Source organism: Vibrio sp. HENC-03, from assembly GCF_000305755.2.
In the GTDB taxonomy this organism is placed as follows: domain Bacteria; phylum Pseudomonadota; class Gammaproteobacteria; order Enterobacterales; family Vibrionaceae; genus Vibrio; species Vibrio owensii.
The window spans coordinates 135,983-152,708 of sequence record NZ_JH976131.1 but is presented as its reverse complement, the minus strand read 5'-3'; the positions used below and the strand labels follow the sequence as shown (position 1 = coordinate 152,708).

The 16,726-nt window shown below is 45.8% G+C and carries 16 protein-coding genes; 13 read left to right on the top strand and 3 right to left on the bottom strand.

Features of this window, described 5'->3' with window-relative positions; genetic code table 11:
* Positions 1–100 precede the first annotated feature (100 nt).
* The 6 genes from nudF (at position 101) to parC (ending at position 7,125) form a co-directional block, all read left to right on the top strand.
* A complete protein-coding gene (nudF, locus tag VCHENC03_RS02260; RefSeq protein WP_009707751.1) occupies positions 101–748 on the top strand; it encodes an ADP-ribose diphosphatase in 648 nt (215 codons plus the stop codon).
* Positions 749–750: 2 nt separating this feature from the next.
* Positions 751–1,194, top strand: coding sequence for a DUF1249 family protein (locus tag VCHENC03_RS02265; protein WP_009707750.1), 444 nt, complete (start codon positions 751–753; stop codon positions 1,192–1,194).
* A 61-nt stretch (positions 1,195–1,255) separates the two neighbouring features.
* Positions 1,256–2,062 carry a 3',5'-cyclic-AMP phosphodiesterase gene (gene cpdA, locus VCHENC03_RS02270; RefSeq protein ID WP_032803102.1) on the top strand — a complete coding sequence of 269 codons (807 nt, stop codon included), beginning with the start codon at positions 1,256–1,258 and terminating at the stop codon, positions 2,060–2,062.
* A gap of 55 nt (positions 2,063–2,117) precedes the next feature.
* Positions 2,118–2,702 carry an esterase YqiA gene (yqiA, locus tag VCHENC03_RS02275; protein ID WP_009707748.1) on the top strand — a complete coding sequence of 195 codons (585 nt, stop codon included), beginning with the start codon at positions 2,118–2,120 and terminating at the stop codon, positions 2,700–2,702.
* Between the two features lie 250 nt (positions 2,703–2,952).
* Positions 2,953–4,833: a DNA topoisomerase IV subunit B gene (gene parE, locus VCHENC03_RS02280; protein WP_005436086.1), complete on the top strand. Its 1,881-nt coding sequence runs from the start codon at positions 2,953–2,955 to the stop codon at positions 4,831–4,833.
* A 3-nt stretch (positions 4,834–4,836) separates the two neighbouring features.
* Complete coding sequence (parC, locus tag VCHENC03_RS02285; RefSeq protein ID WP_009707747.1) at positions 4,837–7,125, top strand: DNA topoisomerase IV subunit A; 2,289 nt, start codon at positions 4,837–4,839, stop codon at positions 7,123–7,125.
* Between the two features lie 38 nt (positions 7,126–7,163).
* On the opposite strand, the gene degS is transcribed toward parC, so the two are convergent.
* The 3 genes from degS to zapG all read right to left on the bottom strand — a co-directional run bounded on the left by degS (position 7,164) and on the right by zapG (position 10,464).
* The gene (degS, locus tag VCHENC03_RS02290; protein WP_005436089.1) at positions 7,164–8,231 is read right to left on the bottom strand and encodes an outer membrane-stress sensor serine endopeptidase DegS; all 1,068 of its coding nucleotides are present in this window, start codon (positions 8,229–8,231) and stop codon (positions 7,164–7,166) included.
* Between the two features lie 203 nt (positions 8,232–8,434).
* Entirely contained in the window at positions 8,435–9,802 is a 1,368-nt protein-coding gene (locus VCHENC03_RS02295; RefSeq protein ID WP_009707746.1) for a Do family serine endopeptidase, read from the bottom strand.
* Between the two features lie 218 nt (positions 9,803–10,020).
* Positions 10,021–10,464, bottom strand: a complete 444-nt coding sequence (gene zapG, locus VCHENC03_RS02300) for a Z-ring associated protein ZapG (RefSeq protein ID WP_005436091.1) — start codon at positions 10,462–10,464, stop codon at positions 10,021–10,023.
* Positions 10,465–10,660: 196 nt separating this feature from the next.
* Here zapG and zapE point away from each other — a divergent pair, with 196 nt between their 5' ends.
* The 7 genes from zapE to sspA all read left to right on the top strand — a co-directional run bounded on the left by zapE (position 10,661) and on the right by sspA (position 16,726).
* Complete coding sequence (gene zapE / locus VCHENC03_RS02305) at positions 10,661–11,764, top strand: cell division protein ZapE (protein ID WP_009707745.1); 1,104 nt, start codon at positions 10,661–10,663, stop codon at positions 11,762–11,764.
* A 254-nt stretch (positions 11,765–12,018) separates the two neighbouring features.
* Positions 12,019–12,447, top strand: coding sequence for a 50S ribosomal protein L13 (rplM, locus tag VCHENC03_RS02310; protein ID WP_005436093.1), 429 nt, complete (start codon positions 12,019–12,021; stop codon positions 12,445–12,447).
* Positions 12,448–12,462: 15 nt separating this feature from the next.
* Positions 12,463–12,855 (top strand): 30S ribosomal protein S9, encoded by a 393-nt coding sequence (gene rpsI / locus VCHENC03_RS02315; RefSeq protein WP_005436094.1) that lies wholly within the window; start codon positions 12,463–12,465, stop codon positions 12,853–12,855.
* Between the two features lie 549 nt (positions 12,856–13,404).
* Positions 13,405–13,995, top strand: a complete 591-nt coding sequence (gene petA, locus VCHENC03_RS02320) for a ubiquinol-cytochrome c reductase iron-sulfur subunit (protein WP_009707744.1) — start codon at positions 13,405–13,407, stop codon at positions 13,993–13,995.
* The gene (locus tag VCHENC03_RS02325; RefSeq protein WP_005436097.1) at positions 13,995–15,260 is read left to right on the top strand and encodes a cytochrome b; all 1,266 of its coding nucleotides are present in this window, start codon (positions 13,995–13,997) and stop codon (positions 15,258–15,260) included. Before petA ends, VCHENC03_RS02325 begins: the two co-directional genes overlap by 1 nt.
* On the top strand, positions 15,257–15,994 hold the full coding sequence (locus tag VCHENC03_RS02330; RefSeq protein ID WP_005436103.1) for a cytochrome c1: 738 nt from the start codon (positions 15,257–15,259) through the stop codon (positions 15,992–15,994). Before VCHENC03_RS02325 ends, VCHENC03_RS02330 begins: the two co-directional genes overlap by 4 nt.
* A gap of 96 nt (positions 15,995–16,090) precedes the next feature.
* Positions 16,091–16,726: a stringent starvation protein SspA gene (gene sspA / locus VCHENC03_RS02335; RefSeq protein ID WP_005436105.1), complete on the top strand. Its 636-nt coding sequence runs from the start codon at positions 16,091–16,093 to the stop codon at positions 16,724–16,726.

The window sequence follows — 16,726 nt, the reverse complement described above, 5'->3', positions numbered from 1 at the left end:
TTAAAATAATTTATAACTATTGTACAAAAAGTTGAGCCAAGTCCTTTGAGCAAGCGAATAACAATGAGTAAACTACAAGATTCACTCAGAGAGGTGTTGAATGCAACAGTGTGACAAGCAACAAAATGATTTTACTCCCCAAGATGTGGAAATAATCTCAAAAGAAACCGTGTTTAAAGGCTTCTTTAAAATGGTGAAATACCGTTTTAAGCATAGATTATTCGCAGGCGGATGGAGTGGGATTGTCGAACGAGAAATGTTCGAACGTGGTCATGCTGCTGCCATGCTCCCGTATGATCCTGTGACTGATCAGGTAGTGATCATTGAACAGATCCGCGTTGGCGCATTAGAACATTCGCATCCTTGGCAGCTAGAAATTGTCGCTGGCATGATTGATCGTAACGAATCATCAGAAGAAGTGATTCGTCGAGAAGCGGAAGAAGAAGCGGGTATACAAGTCGGACGTGTGGCTTCGGTTACCTCTTATTATCCTTCTTCTGGTGGCTGTTCTGAAAAGCTTGATGTGTTCATCGGTGAAGTCGATGCCACTAAAGCGCATGGCATTCATGGTTTAGACTATGAAAATGAAGATATTCGAGTTCATGTGATCAGCCGTGAAACTGCGTATCAATGGGTGAAGGATGGAAAATTCGAAAATGGTGCCTCAATCATTGCACTTCAATGGTTACAATTGAATCACCAAGAATTGACATCACAATGGGGACAAACCTCAAAGGTGGAGAAATAATAATGGCGCAAGTAGCTGAAAAACAGCGATACCATGTTGACTTAGCGGGTCTGATGAGAACTTATGAGACCAACTACGCCAAGCTGAACGCTTTGCTGCCTGTCTCTGCCGAAGTTGGTGATGTTCGTTGCTACCAAGCGGCGAACATGGTTTACCAACTGACCGTGAATGAAATCACAAAATACACCACAGTTGTTGAGATATGTCAGAGTGATGAAACACCAGTGTTTCCTTTACCTACGATGTCTGTCAGGCTTTATCACGATGCGAGAGTCGCCGAAGTATGCTCAAGCGGAGAGTTTTCTCGCATCAAAGCTAAATATGATTATCCCAACGACCAGTTGATGCAGAAAGATGAAAAGCATCAGCTTAATACGTTCCTTGGTGAATGGCTGACGTTCTGTTTACGAAGTGGCATTAGTAGAACGCCACTTGCCTTCAATTGATTGTCACGTCGCTAAGGGAAAATAACAAAAAACAATATAGTGGACGAATCAGGTTTTCATTTTGCAATCATCTAGTGACAGCATAAAGCTATTACAAATCACGGATACTCATCTGTTTGAAGCAGATGAGGGCAGCTTGCTGAGCGTAAGAACCGCCGACAGCTTTGCTGCTGTGATACAAGAGGTTCTTCATCGTCAGGTGCAGTTTGAATACGTTTTGGCAACTGGCGATATTTCACAGGACCACAGTGCAGAGTCTTATCAGCGTTTTGCTGAAGGCATCGCGCCGCTGAAAAAAGATTGTTTCTGGCTTCCGGGTAATCACGACTACAAGCCAAACATGGGCAGTGTACTGCCATCTCCTCAAATTCAAGCCGTTGAGCATCTAATGCTTGGTGAGCATTGGCATCTAATTCTATTGGATTCACAAGTGGTAGGTGTACCCCACGGACGCTTAAGTGATCAGCAATTGTCTCTGTTGGAAGAAAAGCTAGCGGAAAATCCGCAAAGACACACCTTGGTGCTTTTACACCACCACCCGCTTTTAGTTGGTAGTGCGTGGCTTGACCAACACACGCTCAAAGATGCGGAAGCATTCTGGCAAGTTGTGGACCGTTTTGAGAACGTAAAAGGCATTTTATGTGGTCACGTGCATCAAGACATGAATGTTCTTTATAATGGCATCCGTGTGATGGCAACGCCGTCAACTTGTGTGCAGTTCAAACCGAATTCCGATGACTTCGCCTTGGATACTGAATCTCCAGGTTGGCGAGAACTTGAGTTGCACAGTAATGGCGACATTACGACTGAGGTCAACCGTTTACCTGATGGCCAATTCCAGCCAGACTTTACCTCAAACGGATACTAATCATTATCACGCCCGAACCTTATGTTCGGGCTTACTTTTTTAACTTGAGGTGATCATGAGTAAACCTTCTTTGTTGCTTTATATCCATGGCTTTAACAGTTCGCCGCTTTCGATGAAGGCGAATTTAATGAAAGCGTTCTGTGAGCAGCAACGACCGGACATCAAGGTTATCGTGCCTCAATTGCCGTGTTTCCCTCAACTGGCTGCTCAATGCCTATTGGAGATCGTTGAGCAATACAAAGACGACTACAACATTGGTTTAGTGGGGAGTTCTTTGGGGGGCTACATGTCGACTTGGCTTAATGCAAAGTTTGGCTTTCCTGCTGTAGTTGTTAACCCAGCAGTGAAGCCTTATGAATTGCTGGTGGATTACCTCGGTGAACAAACTAACCCATATACGCACGAAACCTATACACTTGAGGCCTGTCATATTGACGAGCTAAAAGCACTTGATGTACAAAGCATCGCGTCGCCTGAGAGCTTCTGGCTTTTACAGCAAACGGAAGACGAGGTTTTAGACTACCGCCAAGCCGTAGAAAAGTTCGTAAACGCGAAACAAACGGTAGAAGAAGGCGGTGATCACAGTTTTGTAGGCTTTGAGCGTTATCCTGCTCAAATCATTGAATTCCTAAAACTGTAATACTAACGAGACGATTGGAATAGGCTCATAGTTTTCATTGCTATATCCATCCGTTTCTTGACATAGTTGGCAGGCTTTCCGACTATGTTTTGCCAAAAAGATCTTAAGGGTATGAAGCCCTGACTACTTTGTTATGCGTGACCTTATCTTTGATAAGCATGCAGACGAGGTAGCTTTTTCGTTTCTCGAGTATGGCTCGCACAATTGCGAGGCTCGGGTTACAAGTAAACTTTGAGAACAATTCCGTATTATGACTGAACAATATAATGCTGGTGCCATTGAAGTACTGAATGGCTTAGAGCCAGTACGTCGCCGACCAGGGATGTATACGGATACAGCGCGCCCAAACCACTTGGGCCAAGAAGTTATCGATAACAGTGTCGATGAAGCGCTAGCCGGACATGCCTCAAAAGTACAAGTCATCCTACATGCTGACCAATCACTAGAAGTGATCGATGATGGTCGAGGCATGCCTGTTGATATCCACCCAGAAGAAAAGGTATCAGGTGTTGAACTGATCCTATGTAAGCTTCACGCAGGTGGTAAATTCTCTAACAAGAACTACCAATTCTCTGGTGGTTTGCACGGTGTAGGTATCTCTGTTGTAAACGCGCTGTCTAAGCGTGTTGAAGTGACCGTCCGTCGTGATGGTCAAGTGTATGAGATTGCTTTTGAACACGGTGATAAAGTTTCTGACCTAACGGTTGTCGGCACATGTGGTCGTCGTAACCGTGGTACCAGTGTGCACTTCTGGCCAGACGCTAAGTACTTTGATTCTGCAAACTTCTCAGTAACTCGTCTGGTGAATAACCTACGAGCGAAAGCAGTACTTTGTCCTGGTCTAGAAATTACTTTCACAGATAAAGTAAACAACAAAGACTACAAGTGGTTCTACGAAGATGGTTTGAAAGACTATCTAGCGGAAGGTGTGAAAGGTTATACCGTTCTACCAGAAGAACCATTTACAGGTGAATTCTCAGCGGAAACCGAAGCGGCAAACTGGGCGGTGATCTGGCAGCCAGAAGGCGGTGAGATGATCACGGAAAGTTACGTGAACCTTATCCCAACCGCACAGGGTGGTACGCACGTTAATGGCCTGCGCCAAGGTTTGCTTGATGCAATGCGTGAGTTCTGTGAATTCCGCAACTTGCTGCCTCGTGGCGTGAAGCTAACCGGTGATGACGTTTTTGACCGTTGTTCATACGTGCTATCGGTTAAGATTCAAGATCCTCAGTTTGCGGGTCAGACCAAAGAGCGTCTCTCTTCTCGTCAAACCGCTGCGTTTGTATCAGGTGTTGTGAAAGACTCATTCAGCCTTTGGTTGAACGAAAAACCACAACTTGCAGAGCAACTTGCCGAAGTTTGTATCGCGAACGCTCATCGCCGTATGCGTGCGAGCAAAAAGGTTGTGCGTAAGAAAGTGGCCTCAGGCCCAGCACTGCCGGGTAAGCTGACAGACTGTTCTGTGCAAGACCTTAACCGCACCGAAATCTTCTTCGTGGAGGGTGACTCGGCGGGCGGTTCAGCTAAACAAGCACGTGATCGTGAGTTCCAAGCGGTCATGCCACTGCGCGGTAAGATCCTAAACACGTGGGAAGTCTCTGCAGACCAAGTGCTTGCATCTCAAGAAGTGCACGATATCTCAGTTGCTCTGGGTATTGACCCAGACAGCGACAACCTAGACAGCCTTCGCTACGGTAAAATCTGTATCCTTGCCGATGCGGACTCGGACGGTTTGCACATCGCAACGCTGTTATGTGCGCTGTTCACTCGTCATTTCCGTGCGCTGGTTGAAGCCGGTCATATCTACGTCGCGATGCCGCCTCTATACCGTATCGACTGTGGCAAAGAAGTATTCTATGCCTTAGACGATGACGAAAAAGATGGCGTATTAGAGCGCTTGTCGAAGAAGAAAGCCAAAATCAACGTGCAACGATTCAAAGGTCTGGGTGAGATGAACCCACTTCAGTTGCGCGAAACAACCATGGATCCAAATACGCGTCGTCTGGTTCAATTAACCATTGATGACTCAGCGGCGACCATGGAAATGATGGACATGCTGCTTGGTAAGAAACGAGCAGATGACCGTCGTTCTTGGCTACAAAGCAACGGCGATATGGCAGAGGTTTAACGGATGTCTACAGAAATTACTTATGATGGCGTTGAACAGTTGCCAATGCGCAAGTTCACTGAAGACGCTTATCTGAACTACTCGATGTACGTAATCATGGACCGCGCATTGCCATACATTGGCGATGGTTTGAAGCCGGTTCAACGACGCATCATTTACGCAATGTCGGAGCTTGGTCTTTCGGCATCAGCGAAATACAAAAAATCAGCACGTACCGTTGGTGACGTTCTGGGTAAATACCACCCGCATGGTGACTCAGCGTGTTACGAAGCGATGGTACTCATGGCTCAACCATTCTCTTACCGCTACCCATTGGTAGATGGTCAGGGTAACTGGGGTGCGCCAGATGATCCGAAATCGTTCGCAGCAATGCGTTATACCGAAGCGAAACTGTCTAAGTTTGCTGAGGTATTGTTAGGCGAGCTGGGTCAAGGCACGGTTGAATGGCAACCTAACTTTGATGGCACGATGAAAGAGCCACAAATGTTGCCAGCACGTCTGCCTCATATCCTGCTAAACGGTGTAACTGGTATCGCGGTTGGTATGGCGACGGATATTCCGCCTCACAACGTTCGTGAAGTGGCGGATGCAACCATCCACTTAATCGACAACCCGAAAGCAGAACTGCCGGATGTGATGCAGTTTGTGAAAGGTCCAGATTACCCAACAGAAGCGGAAATTACTTCACCACAAGCGGATATCGAAAAGATTTACCGTAACGGTCGAGGTAGCATCAAGATGCGTGCGGTATGGCACAAAGAAGGTTCTGACATCGTCATTACTTCTCTGCCACACCAAGTATCGGGTGCGAAGTTACTAGAACAAATCGCGAACCAAATGCGCGCGAAGAAACTACCAATGGTAGACGACCTTCGTGACGAATCGGATCACGAGAACCCAACACGTATCGTAGTGGTACCTAAGTCAAACCGCGTTGATTGCGATCTGTTGATGAACCACTTGTTCGCTTCAACCGATCTTGAGCGCAGCTACCGCGTTAACTTGAACATGATTGGTTTGGATAACCGTCCTCAAGTTAAAGGTCTGGTACAAATTCTGTCTGAGTGGATTGAATTCCGTCGTACGACTGTTCGTCGTCGTCTGCAACACCGCCTAGACAAAGTAATGGCTCGTCTACACATCTTGGAAGGTTTGTTAGTTGCTTACCTAAACCTAGATGAAGTGATTGAGATCATTCGTACTGAAGACGATCCAAAAGCTGTGCTGATGGAGCGTTTTGGTATTACCGATATCCAAGCGGATGCAATTCTGGATACTAAACTTCGTCACCTAGCAAAACTAGAAGAGATGAAGATTCGTGGTGAACAAGACGAGCTAGAAAAAGAACGTGAGAAGCTAGAGCAGCTATTGGGTTCTGAGCGTCGTCTAAACACACTACTAAAGAAAGAAATCAAAGCAGACGCAGAGAAATACGGTGATGACCGTCGTTCTCCATTGGTTGAGCGTGCAGAAGCAAAAGCGCTAACAGAACGCGACCTGGTACCAAGTGAGCCAATCACAGTGGTACTTTCAGAGAAAGGCTGGATTCGCCATGCGAAAGGTCACGATGTAGACGCAGAAGGCTTAAGCTATAAATCTGGTGATAACTACTTAGCGCATGCGCGTGGTAAGAGTAACCAGCAAGCGGTATTCTTCGGTAGCGATGGCCGAAGCTACTCATTAGAGTCGCATTCATTGCCATCCGCTCGAAGCCAAGGCGAACCGATTACAGGCCGCTTGAATATCACAGCGGGTAGCAGCATTCGCCAAGTGATCATGGGTGAAGATGAGCAACTATGGCTAGTTGGCTCTGACGCGGGCTACGGTTTTGTATGTAAAGGCTCTGAGCTACTGTCTAAGAATCGAAGCGGTAAAGCCTTGGTGACGCTACCGGCCAACTCTGAGGTGATGACACCGAAGACGATTGCTGATTTGGACTCGGATGAAATTCTCGCGATTACCAACCAAGGCCGCATGCTGTTGTTCCCAATTAAAGACCTGCCGCAATTGGCGAAAGGTAAGGGTAACAAGATCATCAACATTCCTGCAGCGAAAGCGAAAGAGCGTGAAGAGGTTCTGTCTCACTTGATGGCATTGCCACAAGGTGCTTCTCTAACGCTTTATGCGGGTAAGCGTAAGCTAGGTTTGAAACCGGCAGACTTAGAAAACTTCCGTGGTGAACGTGGACGTCGAGGTAGCTTACTACCACGCGGCCTACAGCGCGTGACGCGAATTGAAATCGAGATGGGCGGAAGCTCAGAAGTTTCAGAAGAACCAAGCGACAGCGAATAACGCACAAATAAAAATCCCAGCCAATGGCTGGGATTTTTTTATGCTTCTTGTTTGTCTTCGGCTATGGTGACTTTTAAATTCATTTCTTTACCCTTGCGGATAATCCCTACATCCACAGAGGTACCTGGGCGTAAGTCAGTAACGATGTCCATGACGCTTTGGCGCCCTTGAACTTTAGTGCCGTTAATACTGATGATGATGTCTTGTTTCTCAAAACCAGCCGCACTTGCGGGACCATTTGGGTCAATACCAAGAACCACAATACCGCCAATGTGCTCGTTACCTAACAAGCGAGCAGTTACCGCATTAATATCTTGCCCATCAATACCGATATAACCGCGGATCACGCGGCCATCAGCGATGATCTTCTGCATGATTTTGTTTGCTAGCGGTGCTGGAATTGCAAATGAGATACCGTAGGTCTCAAGGTCAGTCGCCTGTTGGAATGAAGCGGTATTGATACCGACCAGTTCACCTTGAGTATTCACTAATGCGCCACCGGAGTTGCCTTCATTGATAGCGGCATCGGTTTGGATAAAGGCTTGTCGACCATCACTGATCGACGAGCGACCTGTCGCAGAGATAATGCCGAAGGTAGTCGTCTGGCCTAAGTTGTATGGGTTACCAATGGCAAGCACCACATCACCCACTTGAGGTTTGTAGTCAGCATTTAATGGGATAACTGGCAGGTTAGAGCCTTCAACACGTAAGATCGCAATGTCTGTACGCTTGTCTGTCCCTACCAATTGAGCAGCAGCAACACGACCATCTTGCAAGGCTACGACGATTTGGTCAGCTTGAGCGACAACGTGATAGTTGGTAATGATGTAACCTTTTTCGCTCACGATAACCCCAGAACCTAGTCCTTGAGTCGATAGCTTGCTGCGATCATTTTCCACATATTTGCGGCTGTAGATATTCACCACCGCAGGTGCTGCCTTTCTTACCGCTTGGTTAAAAGAAACTTCTAGCGATGCGATATTGCTCGGTTGCGGGTCAACAAGGGCGGTTGGGATAACATTGCTGCGCAAAGATGGAACGGCGAGTAATACGATAACGGCAGTTGCTAAGCCTAAAAAGACAGAACGTAACAAAAAGCTAAGCATAACCTCTCCATGATTGAGCGCCCAATTGGCATAGAAAACTGAAGGATAGCATTACATTGAAAAATAACAAAAGGGCAAGACGCGATAGTCTTGCCCTTTTAAAAAACCATGACATAAGAAGGAAAGTATTCGAGCGCTATCACTGATAAATATGTTGCTAGCGCTCGTTTGCTTTCAGCTATGTGATTGTTGAATGATGTCTATTAACGGATAACTAAGTAAACCGTCCGATCACCACGTTGAACGTTTATCGCGAGCACACCTTTGTGTTTTTCAACAATCGCGCGCAGTTCTGCTAAATTCTTCACACGCTTACGGTTAACACCAATAATGATATCGTCTTGCTCAAGTTGGTATTGTGCCGCTGGAGAGTTTTCAGCCACACTGGTCACCTTAACACCTTGGATTTTATCGCTTGGTGTGGTGTTGCTGAGTTCTGCACCTTTAAGGCCTTCGTGAAGCGTTTCCGCTTTCGCTTTCACATTGGTCGATTCACCTAACGTCACATCGAAGGATTTCTTCTTACCATCACGAATCACACCCAATGTTATCTCTTTGCCCGCACCGAGCGTTGCGACTTTTGCGCGTAGCTCGGAGAAAGTATCGATCGATTTACCGTTTACGGAAGTAATCACATCACCAGCTTTCAGGCCTGCTTTATCTGCAGCGCTATCAGGCACTACTTGGCTAACAAACGCACCTTTACTCGATTCATAACCTAATGCTTCTGCCAGCTCTGAAGTGACTTCACCACCTTGTACGCCTAGCATGCCACGTTTCACTTCGCCAAACTCTAGAATTTGGTCTGTTAAGTTTTTCATCATGTTAGATGGAATCGCAAAACCGATACCAACATTACCGCCATTCGGACCAAGAATCGCTGTATTGATACCGATCAGTTCACCATTGAGGTTAACTAAAGCACCGCCTGAGTTACCGCTGTTGATAGCCGCATCTGTTTGGATGAAGTTCTCGAAGTTCTCCACATTCAAGCCGCTTCGACCTAGTGCCGAGACGATACCCGAAGTGACGGTTTGACCAAGGCCAAACGGGTTACCAATCGCAACCGTGAAATCACCAACGCGTAGCTTGTCTGAGTCGGCGACTTTAATCTGGGTCAGATCTTTTGCTTTCTCCAGTTTGAGTAGAGCAATGTCTGACATTTCATCTCCACCCACTAATTCTGCATCGTACTCTCGACCATCGTACAAACGGACACGGATGTCATCGGCGCCTTTAATTACATGGTAGTTTGTGACGATTTGCCCTTTGTCCGCGTTAATAATAACGCCAGAGCCCAAGCCTCGGAATGGACGCTCACGAGTCTGCTCTGTTGGAAACTCAGGCCCAAAGAAGAACTGAAACTGCTCTGGGATACGGCTGGTTTGAACTTGTTTACCTTCAACCGCAATACTCACAACCGCAGGGGTCACTTTTTCGAGCATCGGGGCAAGGCTAGGTAACTGCTCCCCATCCACACTTAACGGCAGTGCCGCAGTCGCAGTAATTGGGGTGATGATTGAACCCAAGCTTAAAGATAGAACGGTTAGCGCAAGCAATGGTTTTTTCATCCAATAACTCCTCTTGAAACAGGTCTGTCAAAAAGAAATATCCGAACCGTTAGTTCTATACGGTTATTTAGTTATATAGGGATTAATTCGGATAATCAAAAGGTGGCGACAGCACACAGGTTGTTAGAGATGAGTTGCTTAAGAAAAGTTCAAAAAGGGTCAATACAAATTGATAAGAAATGTGTATGTATTGACCCAGTTAGGTAGGAAAGGGGGGATTAAGACGCTTTAGCAGTGACAGCTTCTGGTGCGTCGATGATTTCTTTTTCCTGATCCTTTAAAAGACCTGTTGCGCCGTTGGCGTAGTCTTTTGGTTGTTCGTTGACGTTAGATTGGTCTTCTTCAATCTGTTCAGTCGACATGGCTGTCTTCTTATCAAACGGATTGTCTTGCTCAGGCAAGTTAGGCAGAAGTTCTGAAGACGTCTTCGCCATGTGTTGGTACAGCTTGGTGTAGTCTTTACCTAAGGTATCCAACATTTCTGCAGTTTGTGCAAAGTGATCGACGAGCTCTTGACGTTGTTGCTCTAGCTCGAACTTGGCTGCTTCCAGCTCTTTTTGCACAGACTTTTGTTTTTTGTATTCGGGGGTGGTTAGTCTACTAATGACTACGCCTACGATTGTACCGACCAGCAAACCCACAATGGCATAAATCCAAGGCATAACTGCTCCTTATAGTTGTTTTAACAAGTCTTTTACTACTTAGTTACACGCGGTGCTAGTCCATGTTACTATGGCTTGAACAGCCGATAAAGAAAAATAGCGGTAAGTCTTCGGGGACTGATATCCACATCTCTCTATTCTCAAAGCTGACCCCGAGGTGACAATTTTTTCTGTACCTCTGATACGACTCAATGCCATGACACCATTACAACGATACCAACAAGACATAGCAGAGCATGGATTCCAGCGTGACGAAGCACAACATAATGCTGTCGTTGCTTTAGACAACCTTTACCATGCGATTGCAGAATTCCAGTCTGCGCCTATTCCTCAGCTTAGCACTTGGCAGAAATTACTGGGTAAAAAGCCTGAAATGCCAGAACCACCAAAAGGCTTGTACTTTTGGGGAGGAGTAGGGCGGGGTAAAACCTACCTCATGGATGCGTTTTTTGACGCCTTGCCGACAGAAAGAAAGATGCGCGTGCATTTTCACCGTTTTATGTATCGTGTGCATGATGAGCTCAAGCGTTTAGGTGAAGTGGAAAACCCGCTGTCAAAAGTGGCCGATCTATTCAAGAAAGAAGCGGATGTGGTCTGTTTTGATGAATTCTTCGTTTCCGATATCACAGATGCGATGATCTTAGCGACCTTGTTGCAAGAGATGTTTAAGCGACAAATGATTTTAGTCGCGACGTCGAACATTGAGCCTGAAAACTTGTATCGTAATGGCTTACAACGTGCGCGCTTTTTACCAGCGATAGACATGATCATTCAGCGCTGTGATGTGCTTAATGTCGACAGTGGCGTGGATTACCGCCTAAGAACGCTGCAACAAGCCGAAATCTATCATTATCCGTTGGACGAGCAGGCGTCTATCAATCTTAATACGTATTACCAACAGTTGATTGGTGAAAGAAAAGTTGCAGCACACAGCATTGAAATCAACCATCGAGAAGTGGCGGTAATAGAGGCCAGCGATGGCGTGCTACATGCTTCTTTTGAACAACTGTGTCAAACCCCACGCAGTCAAAACGATTACATTGAATTATCGCGCATCTACCATACAGTCTTGCTAGCAGACGTGAAGCAAATGGATAGCAAGATAGATGATGCAGCGAGACGCTTTATTGCATTGGTCGATGAATTCTATGAACGTAACGTTAAGTTGATTATTTCTGCTGAAGTTGCAATGGAGTTCCTTTATACACAAGGACAGTTAGAGTTCGAATTTAAACGTTGCTTGTCTCGACTGACAGAAATGCAGAGTCACGAATACCTTGCTAGAGAGCATCTGGCGTAAAAAACAGCAACTCATCTTAAAAAAGTGAAGAAAAAATTAGTGATTTGGCGCAAAAAAAGGTGATTTTTTCTTCGCTCTTCTCTATAATCCTGCGACCCACCGTTACTGCAGACCTGAATATCGAAGTTATTTCGGCATAGAAGGTCGAGAGTACCAACGACTCGAAGGGGTGATGACTGGGCTCTTAGACAGTGTGGGAACACAATACTGTGTTCCTTTAAAGTTTAAAATTTAATTAACGGGTTATTATTAGCATGAAAACTTTCGTTGCTAAACCAGAAACTGTAAAACGCGACTGGTATGTTGTAGACGCAGAGGGTAAAACTCTTGGCCGTCTAGCAAGTGAAATTGCATCTCGCCTACGTGGCAAACATAAAGCTGAATACACTCCTCACGTTGACACTGGTGATTACATCATCGTTATCAACGCTGAGAAAGTTGCTGTAACTGGCAACAAAGCTAAAGGCAAAGTGTACTACCGTCACTCTGAATTCCCAGGTGGTCTAAAATCTATCACTTTTGAAAAGTTGATCGATCGTAAACCTGAGATGGTTCTTGAGCTAGCAGTTAAAGGCATGCTTCCACGTGGTCCTCTAGGCCGTGCTATGTACCGTAAGCTTAAAGTTTACGCGGGCGCTGAGCACAACCATGTTGCTCAACAACCACAAGTACTAGACATCTAATTGGGGATTTCGAAAATGGCAGAGAATCAATACTACGGCACTGGCCGTCGCAAAAGCTCAGCTGCGCGTGTTTTCATCAAACCAGGCAGCGGCAACATCGTAATCAACAAGCGTAGCCTTGATGAGTACTTCGGTCGTCCAACTTCTCGCATGGTTGTTAAACAACCTCTTGAGCTAGTTGAACTAACTGAGAAGCTAGACCTATACGTTACTGTTAAAGGTGGCGGTATTTCTGGTCAAGCTGGTGCTATCCGTCACGGTATCACTCGTGCTCTTATGGAGTACGATGAGTCTCTACGTCCTACTCTACGTGCAGCTGGTTACGTTACTCGTGACGCTCGTTGCGTTGAACGTAAGAAAGTTGGTCTACGTAAAGCACGTCGTCGTCCACAGTTCTCTAAGCGTTAATTTCCTCTTATCGGAAATTTATGCTGTTCCAGAGTTACTTTGGAAACTGTGCATCAAAGCTCGGCTATATGCCGAGCTTTTTGTTTTTCTGAAGTCTGAAAAAGTCCGTTTTTCCTTTCGCATTTGTTTTCACATTCTTGCTTAATATCCTCGCAACATTTGATCGTTTTCTCTGCAAGTTTTCTGGTTTTCTTCGTGCTACAAAACTGAGATAACAAAAGTGGAGGACTCCTTCACATTCTTGAAAGATCTTTCTATCTAATTGGCTGAAAACAGCCGAAATACAAGGCTTTTTATCTCGTTCCTAGCCATTCTTCGTTTCGCTTTCTTGTTACAAATCACATCTATTTTTTATAATTTTGCCGCTTTTGTGACGGCGTGAGCGATTTGCCTCACAATTGTTACAAAAAGGTAGCTTTATCTTGTCAAAAAGTAGGGTTTTCTTTATCATTTCCCCCCAATAAATAGAACTAAATTCATTATTTGTTAGCCATGCTCTTATAAGCGGAATAATAACGATCCAAAGGGAGCAAATGGGAGAATGTTTGGATGAGCAACGCGCCTTTAAATAACGGTCGCAGGCGTTTTCTAACCGCTACAACGGCAGTTGTTGGTGGATTAGGGGCAGCTGCCGTCGCCGTGCCTTTTATCAAATCATGGAATCCGAGCGCCAAAGCAAAAGCTGCGGGTGCGCCGGTGGAAGTGGATATCAGTAAAATCGAATCCGGTCAGATGGTTCGTGTTGAGTGGCAAGGTAAGCCTGTATGGGTTGTACGTCGTACTCAAGAAGTGGTGGATAACCTAAAGAACATCGACGGACAGCTTCGTGACCCACAATCAGAAATGGAACAACAGCCAGTTTATGCTCAGAATGCGCATCGTTCGATCAAGCCTGAGTATTTCGTGGCAGTTGGCTTCTGTACTCACTTAGGTTGTTCACCGACCTATCTACCTGACACGTTCTCAGAGCAAGTCCAAGGCGTTAAGTCTGGCTTCTTCTGTCCATGTCATGGTTCTAAATTCGATATGGCTGGTCGAGTGTTCCAAGGTGTTCCTGCACCTCTGAACCTTGTGGTTCCTAAGCACATGTATTTGAGTGATACGAAGCTCATGATCGGTGTTGATGAGGGAGACGCATAATGCAAGCACTACTAGACTGGGTTGAAAAACGAATTCCCGCGATGAATGCTTATAAAAAGCATTTGTCTGAATACCCAATGCCTAAGAACTTCAACTTTTGGTACCTTTTCGGTTCTCTGGCAATGTTGGTACTGGTTAACCAAATCCTAACGGGTATCTGGTTAACAATGAACTACGTTCCATCTGGTGATGGTGCGTTTGCTTCTATCGAATACATCATGCGTGACGTTGATTACGGCTGGTTGCTGCGCTACATGCACTCAACTGGCGCATCAGCGTTTTTCGTTGTTGTTTACCTGCACATGTTCCGTGGTCTGATTTACGGTTCATACCAAAAACCTCGTGAGCTACTTTGGATCTTCGGTATGTTGATCTTCTTGGTTCTAATGGCAGAAGCTTTCATGGGTTACCTATTACCATGGGGTCAGATGTCATACTGGGGTGCTCAGGTAATCATTTCTCTGTTTGGTGCGATTCCTGTTATCGGTGACGACTTAACACTTTGGATCCGTGGTGACTACATCATCTCTGGTGCAACGCTGAACCGTTTCTTCGCACTACACGTTATTGCACTACCTATCGTTCTACTTCTTCTTGTGGTGTTGCACGTATTGGCACTGCACGAAGTTGGCTCTAACAACCCGGATGGTATCGAGACTAAGTTGCCAAAAGGTTCAATGGGAGACGATTACGAAACGCAATTCAAGTTCCACGATTACTACACGAAGAAATACGACATCATCGATTCGATTCCTTTCCACCCGTACGGTACGGTTAAGGACTTGGTTGGTGTCGCTGGTTTCTTGTTCTTCTTCTGTTACGTGCTGTTCTTCAACCCTGAGATGGGTGGATATTTCCTTGAGCCGCCTAACTTTGAAGCTGCAAACCCACTGAAGACACCTGAGCACATCGCTCCTGTATGGTACTTCACTCCGTTCTACGCAATCTTGCGTGCGGTTCCAGACAAACTATTGGGTGTAATCCTAATGGGGGCGTCAATTGCAGTACTGTTTGTTCTACCTTGGTTGGACCGTTGTAAAGTGCGTTCATACCGTTACCGTAGCAAACTGCACCTGTTGAATATTGTTCAGTTCACTATCGCCTTTATCGCTCTGGGTATTTTGGGTGCACTGCCGGCAACGCCGCTGTACACAATTCTGTCTCAGATCTTTAGCTTGTGTTACTTCATGTTCTTTGTACTGCTGTTCTTCTACAGCAAAAATGAAGCAACCAAACCATTACCAGAGAGGGTGACATTCAAATGAAGAAGTGGATTGTAATTCTATTTGCTATGTTGCCATCTCTTGCGATGGCAGCGGGTGCCAACGTACCGCTAGACAAGGCGAACGTGGACCTATCGGATAAAGCTTCGCTGCAAAACGGCGCGAAGCTATTCATGAACTACTGTTTTGCTTGTCACTCAACGCAATACCAGCGTTACGAACGAGTAGCGACAGACTTGGATATTCCTGCTGACCTAATGAAGGAAAACCTGATTTTTGATCCTGAAGCGAAAATCGGTGACCTAATGGTTAATGCGATGCCTGCGAAGCAAGCGGGTGACTGGTTTGGTGCGCCGCCACCGGATCTAACACTTGTTGCTCGAGTTCGTGGTGCAGACTGGCTATACACTTACCTACGCTCTTTCTATGTTGACCCATCTCGTCCATTCGGCGTGAACAACATTGTTTTCCCAAGCGTTGGTATGCCGCACGTTCTTGAAGAGCTTCAAGGTATCCCGACGCCAGTTTACGGCACAAAAGTGGTGGACGGTGAAGAAGTACAAGTGGTTGTTGGTACTGAAACTAACGGAACGGGTGAGCTAAGCTCTGGCGAGTATGATAAAGCAGTTGGCGACCTAGTGAACTTCCTAGTTTACTCTGGTGACCCTGTTCAGCTAGAGCGTCATGCGCTTGGTTGGTGGGTCATGGGCTTCCTAGTTCTACTAACAATTGTTGTCGTGATGCTCAAGAAAGAGTATTGGCGTGATGTGCATTAATTGTGCTATCATACCGTGCTAATTCCCAATTTTAATTGACGAATAATGGAGGCTTAGCCTCCATTATTTTTATTTGTAAGTGTGCTGGAGGGCTCCATGGCTGTAGCTGCCAATAAACGTTCTGTGATGACTCTTTTCTCAAGTGCATCAGATTTGTATAGCCATCAGGTTCGCATCGTATTAGCTGAAAAAGGCGTAAGTGTTGAAGTTGAGCTTGTTGATGAAGCTAACCTTCCTGCTGAGCTTGTGGAACTGAACCCATACAAGTCAGTACCAACTCTTGTGGACCGTGAGCTAGCTCTTTACGATTCAAAAATCATCATGGAGTACTTGGACGAGCGTTTCCCTCATCCACCTCTAATGCCTGTTTACCCAGTTGCTCGTGGTAACAGCCGTCTGATGATGTACCGTATTGAACGCAACTGGTACTCACTAGCTGAAAAGGTTGTTAAAGGTAACGCGGAAGAATCAGAAAAAGCACGTACTAAACTACGTAACGATCTTCTGACTCTTGCACCAATCTTTGCAGAATACGAATACTTCATGAGTGAAGAGTTCAGCCTAATCGATTGTTACCTGGCTCCACTATTGTGGCGTCTACCTCAACTAGGTATCGACCTTGTAGGCCCTGGTTCTAAAGAGATCAAAGTTTACATGAACCGCGTATTTGAACGTGATTCATTCCTTGCTTCTCTAACTGAAGCTGAACGTGAAATGCGTCTAGTTCGCTAA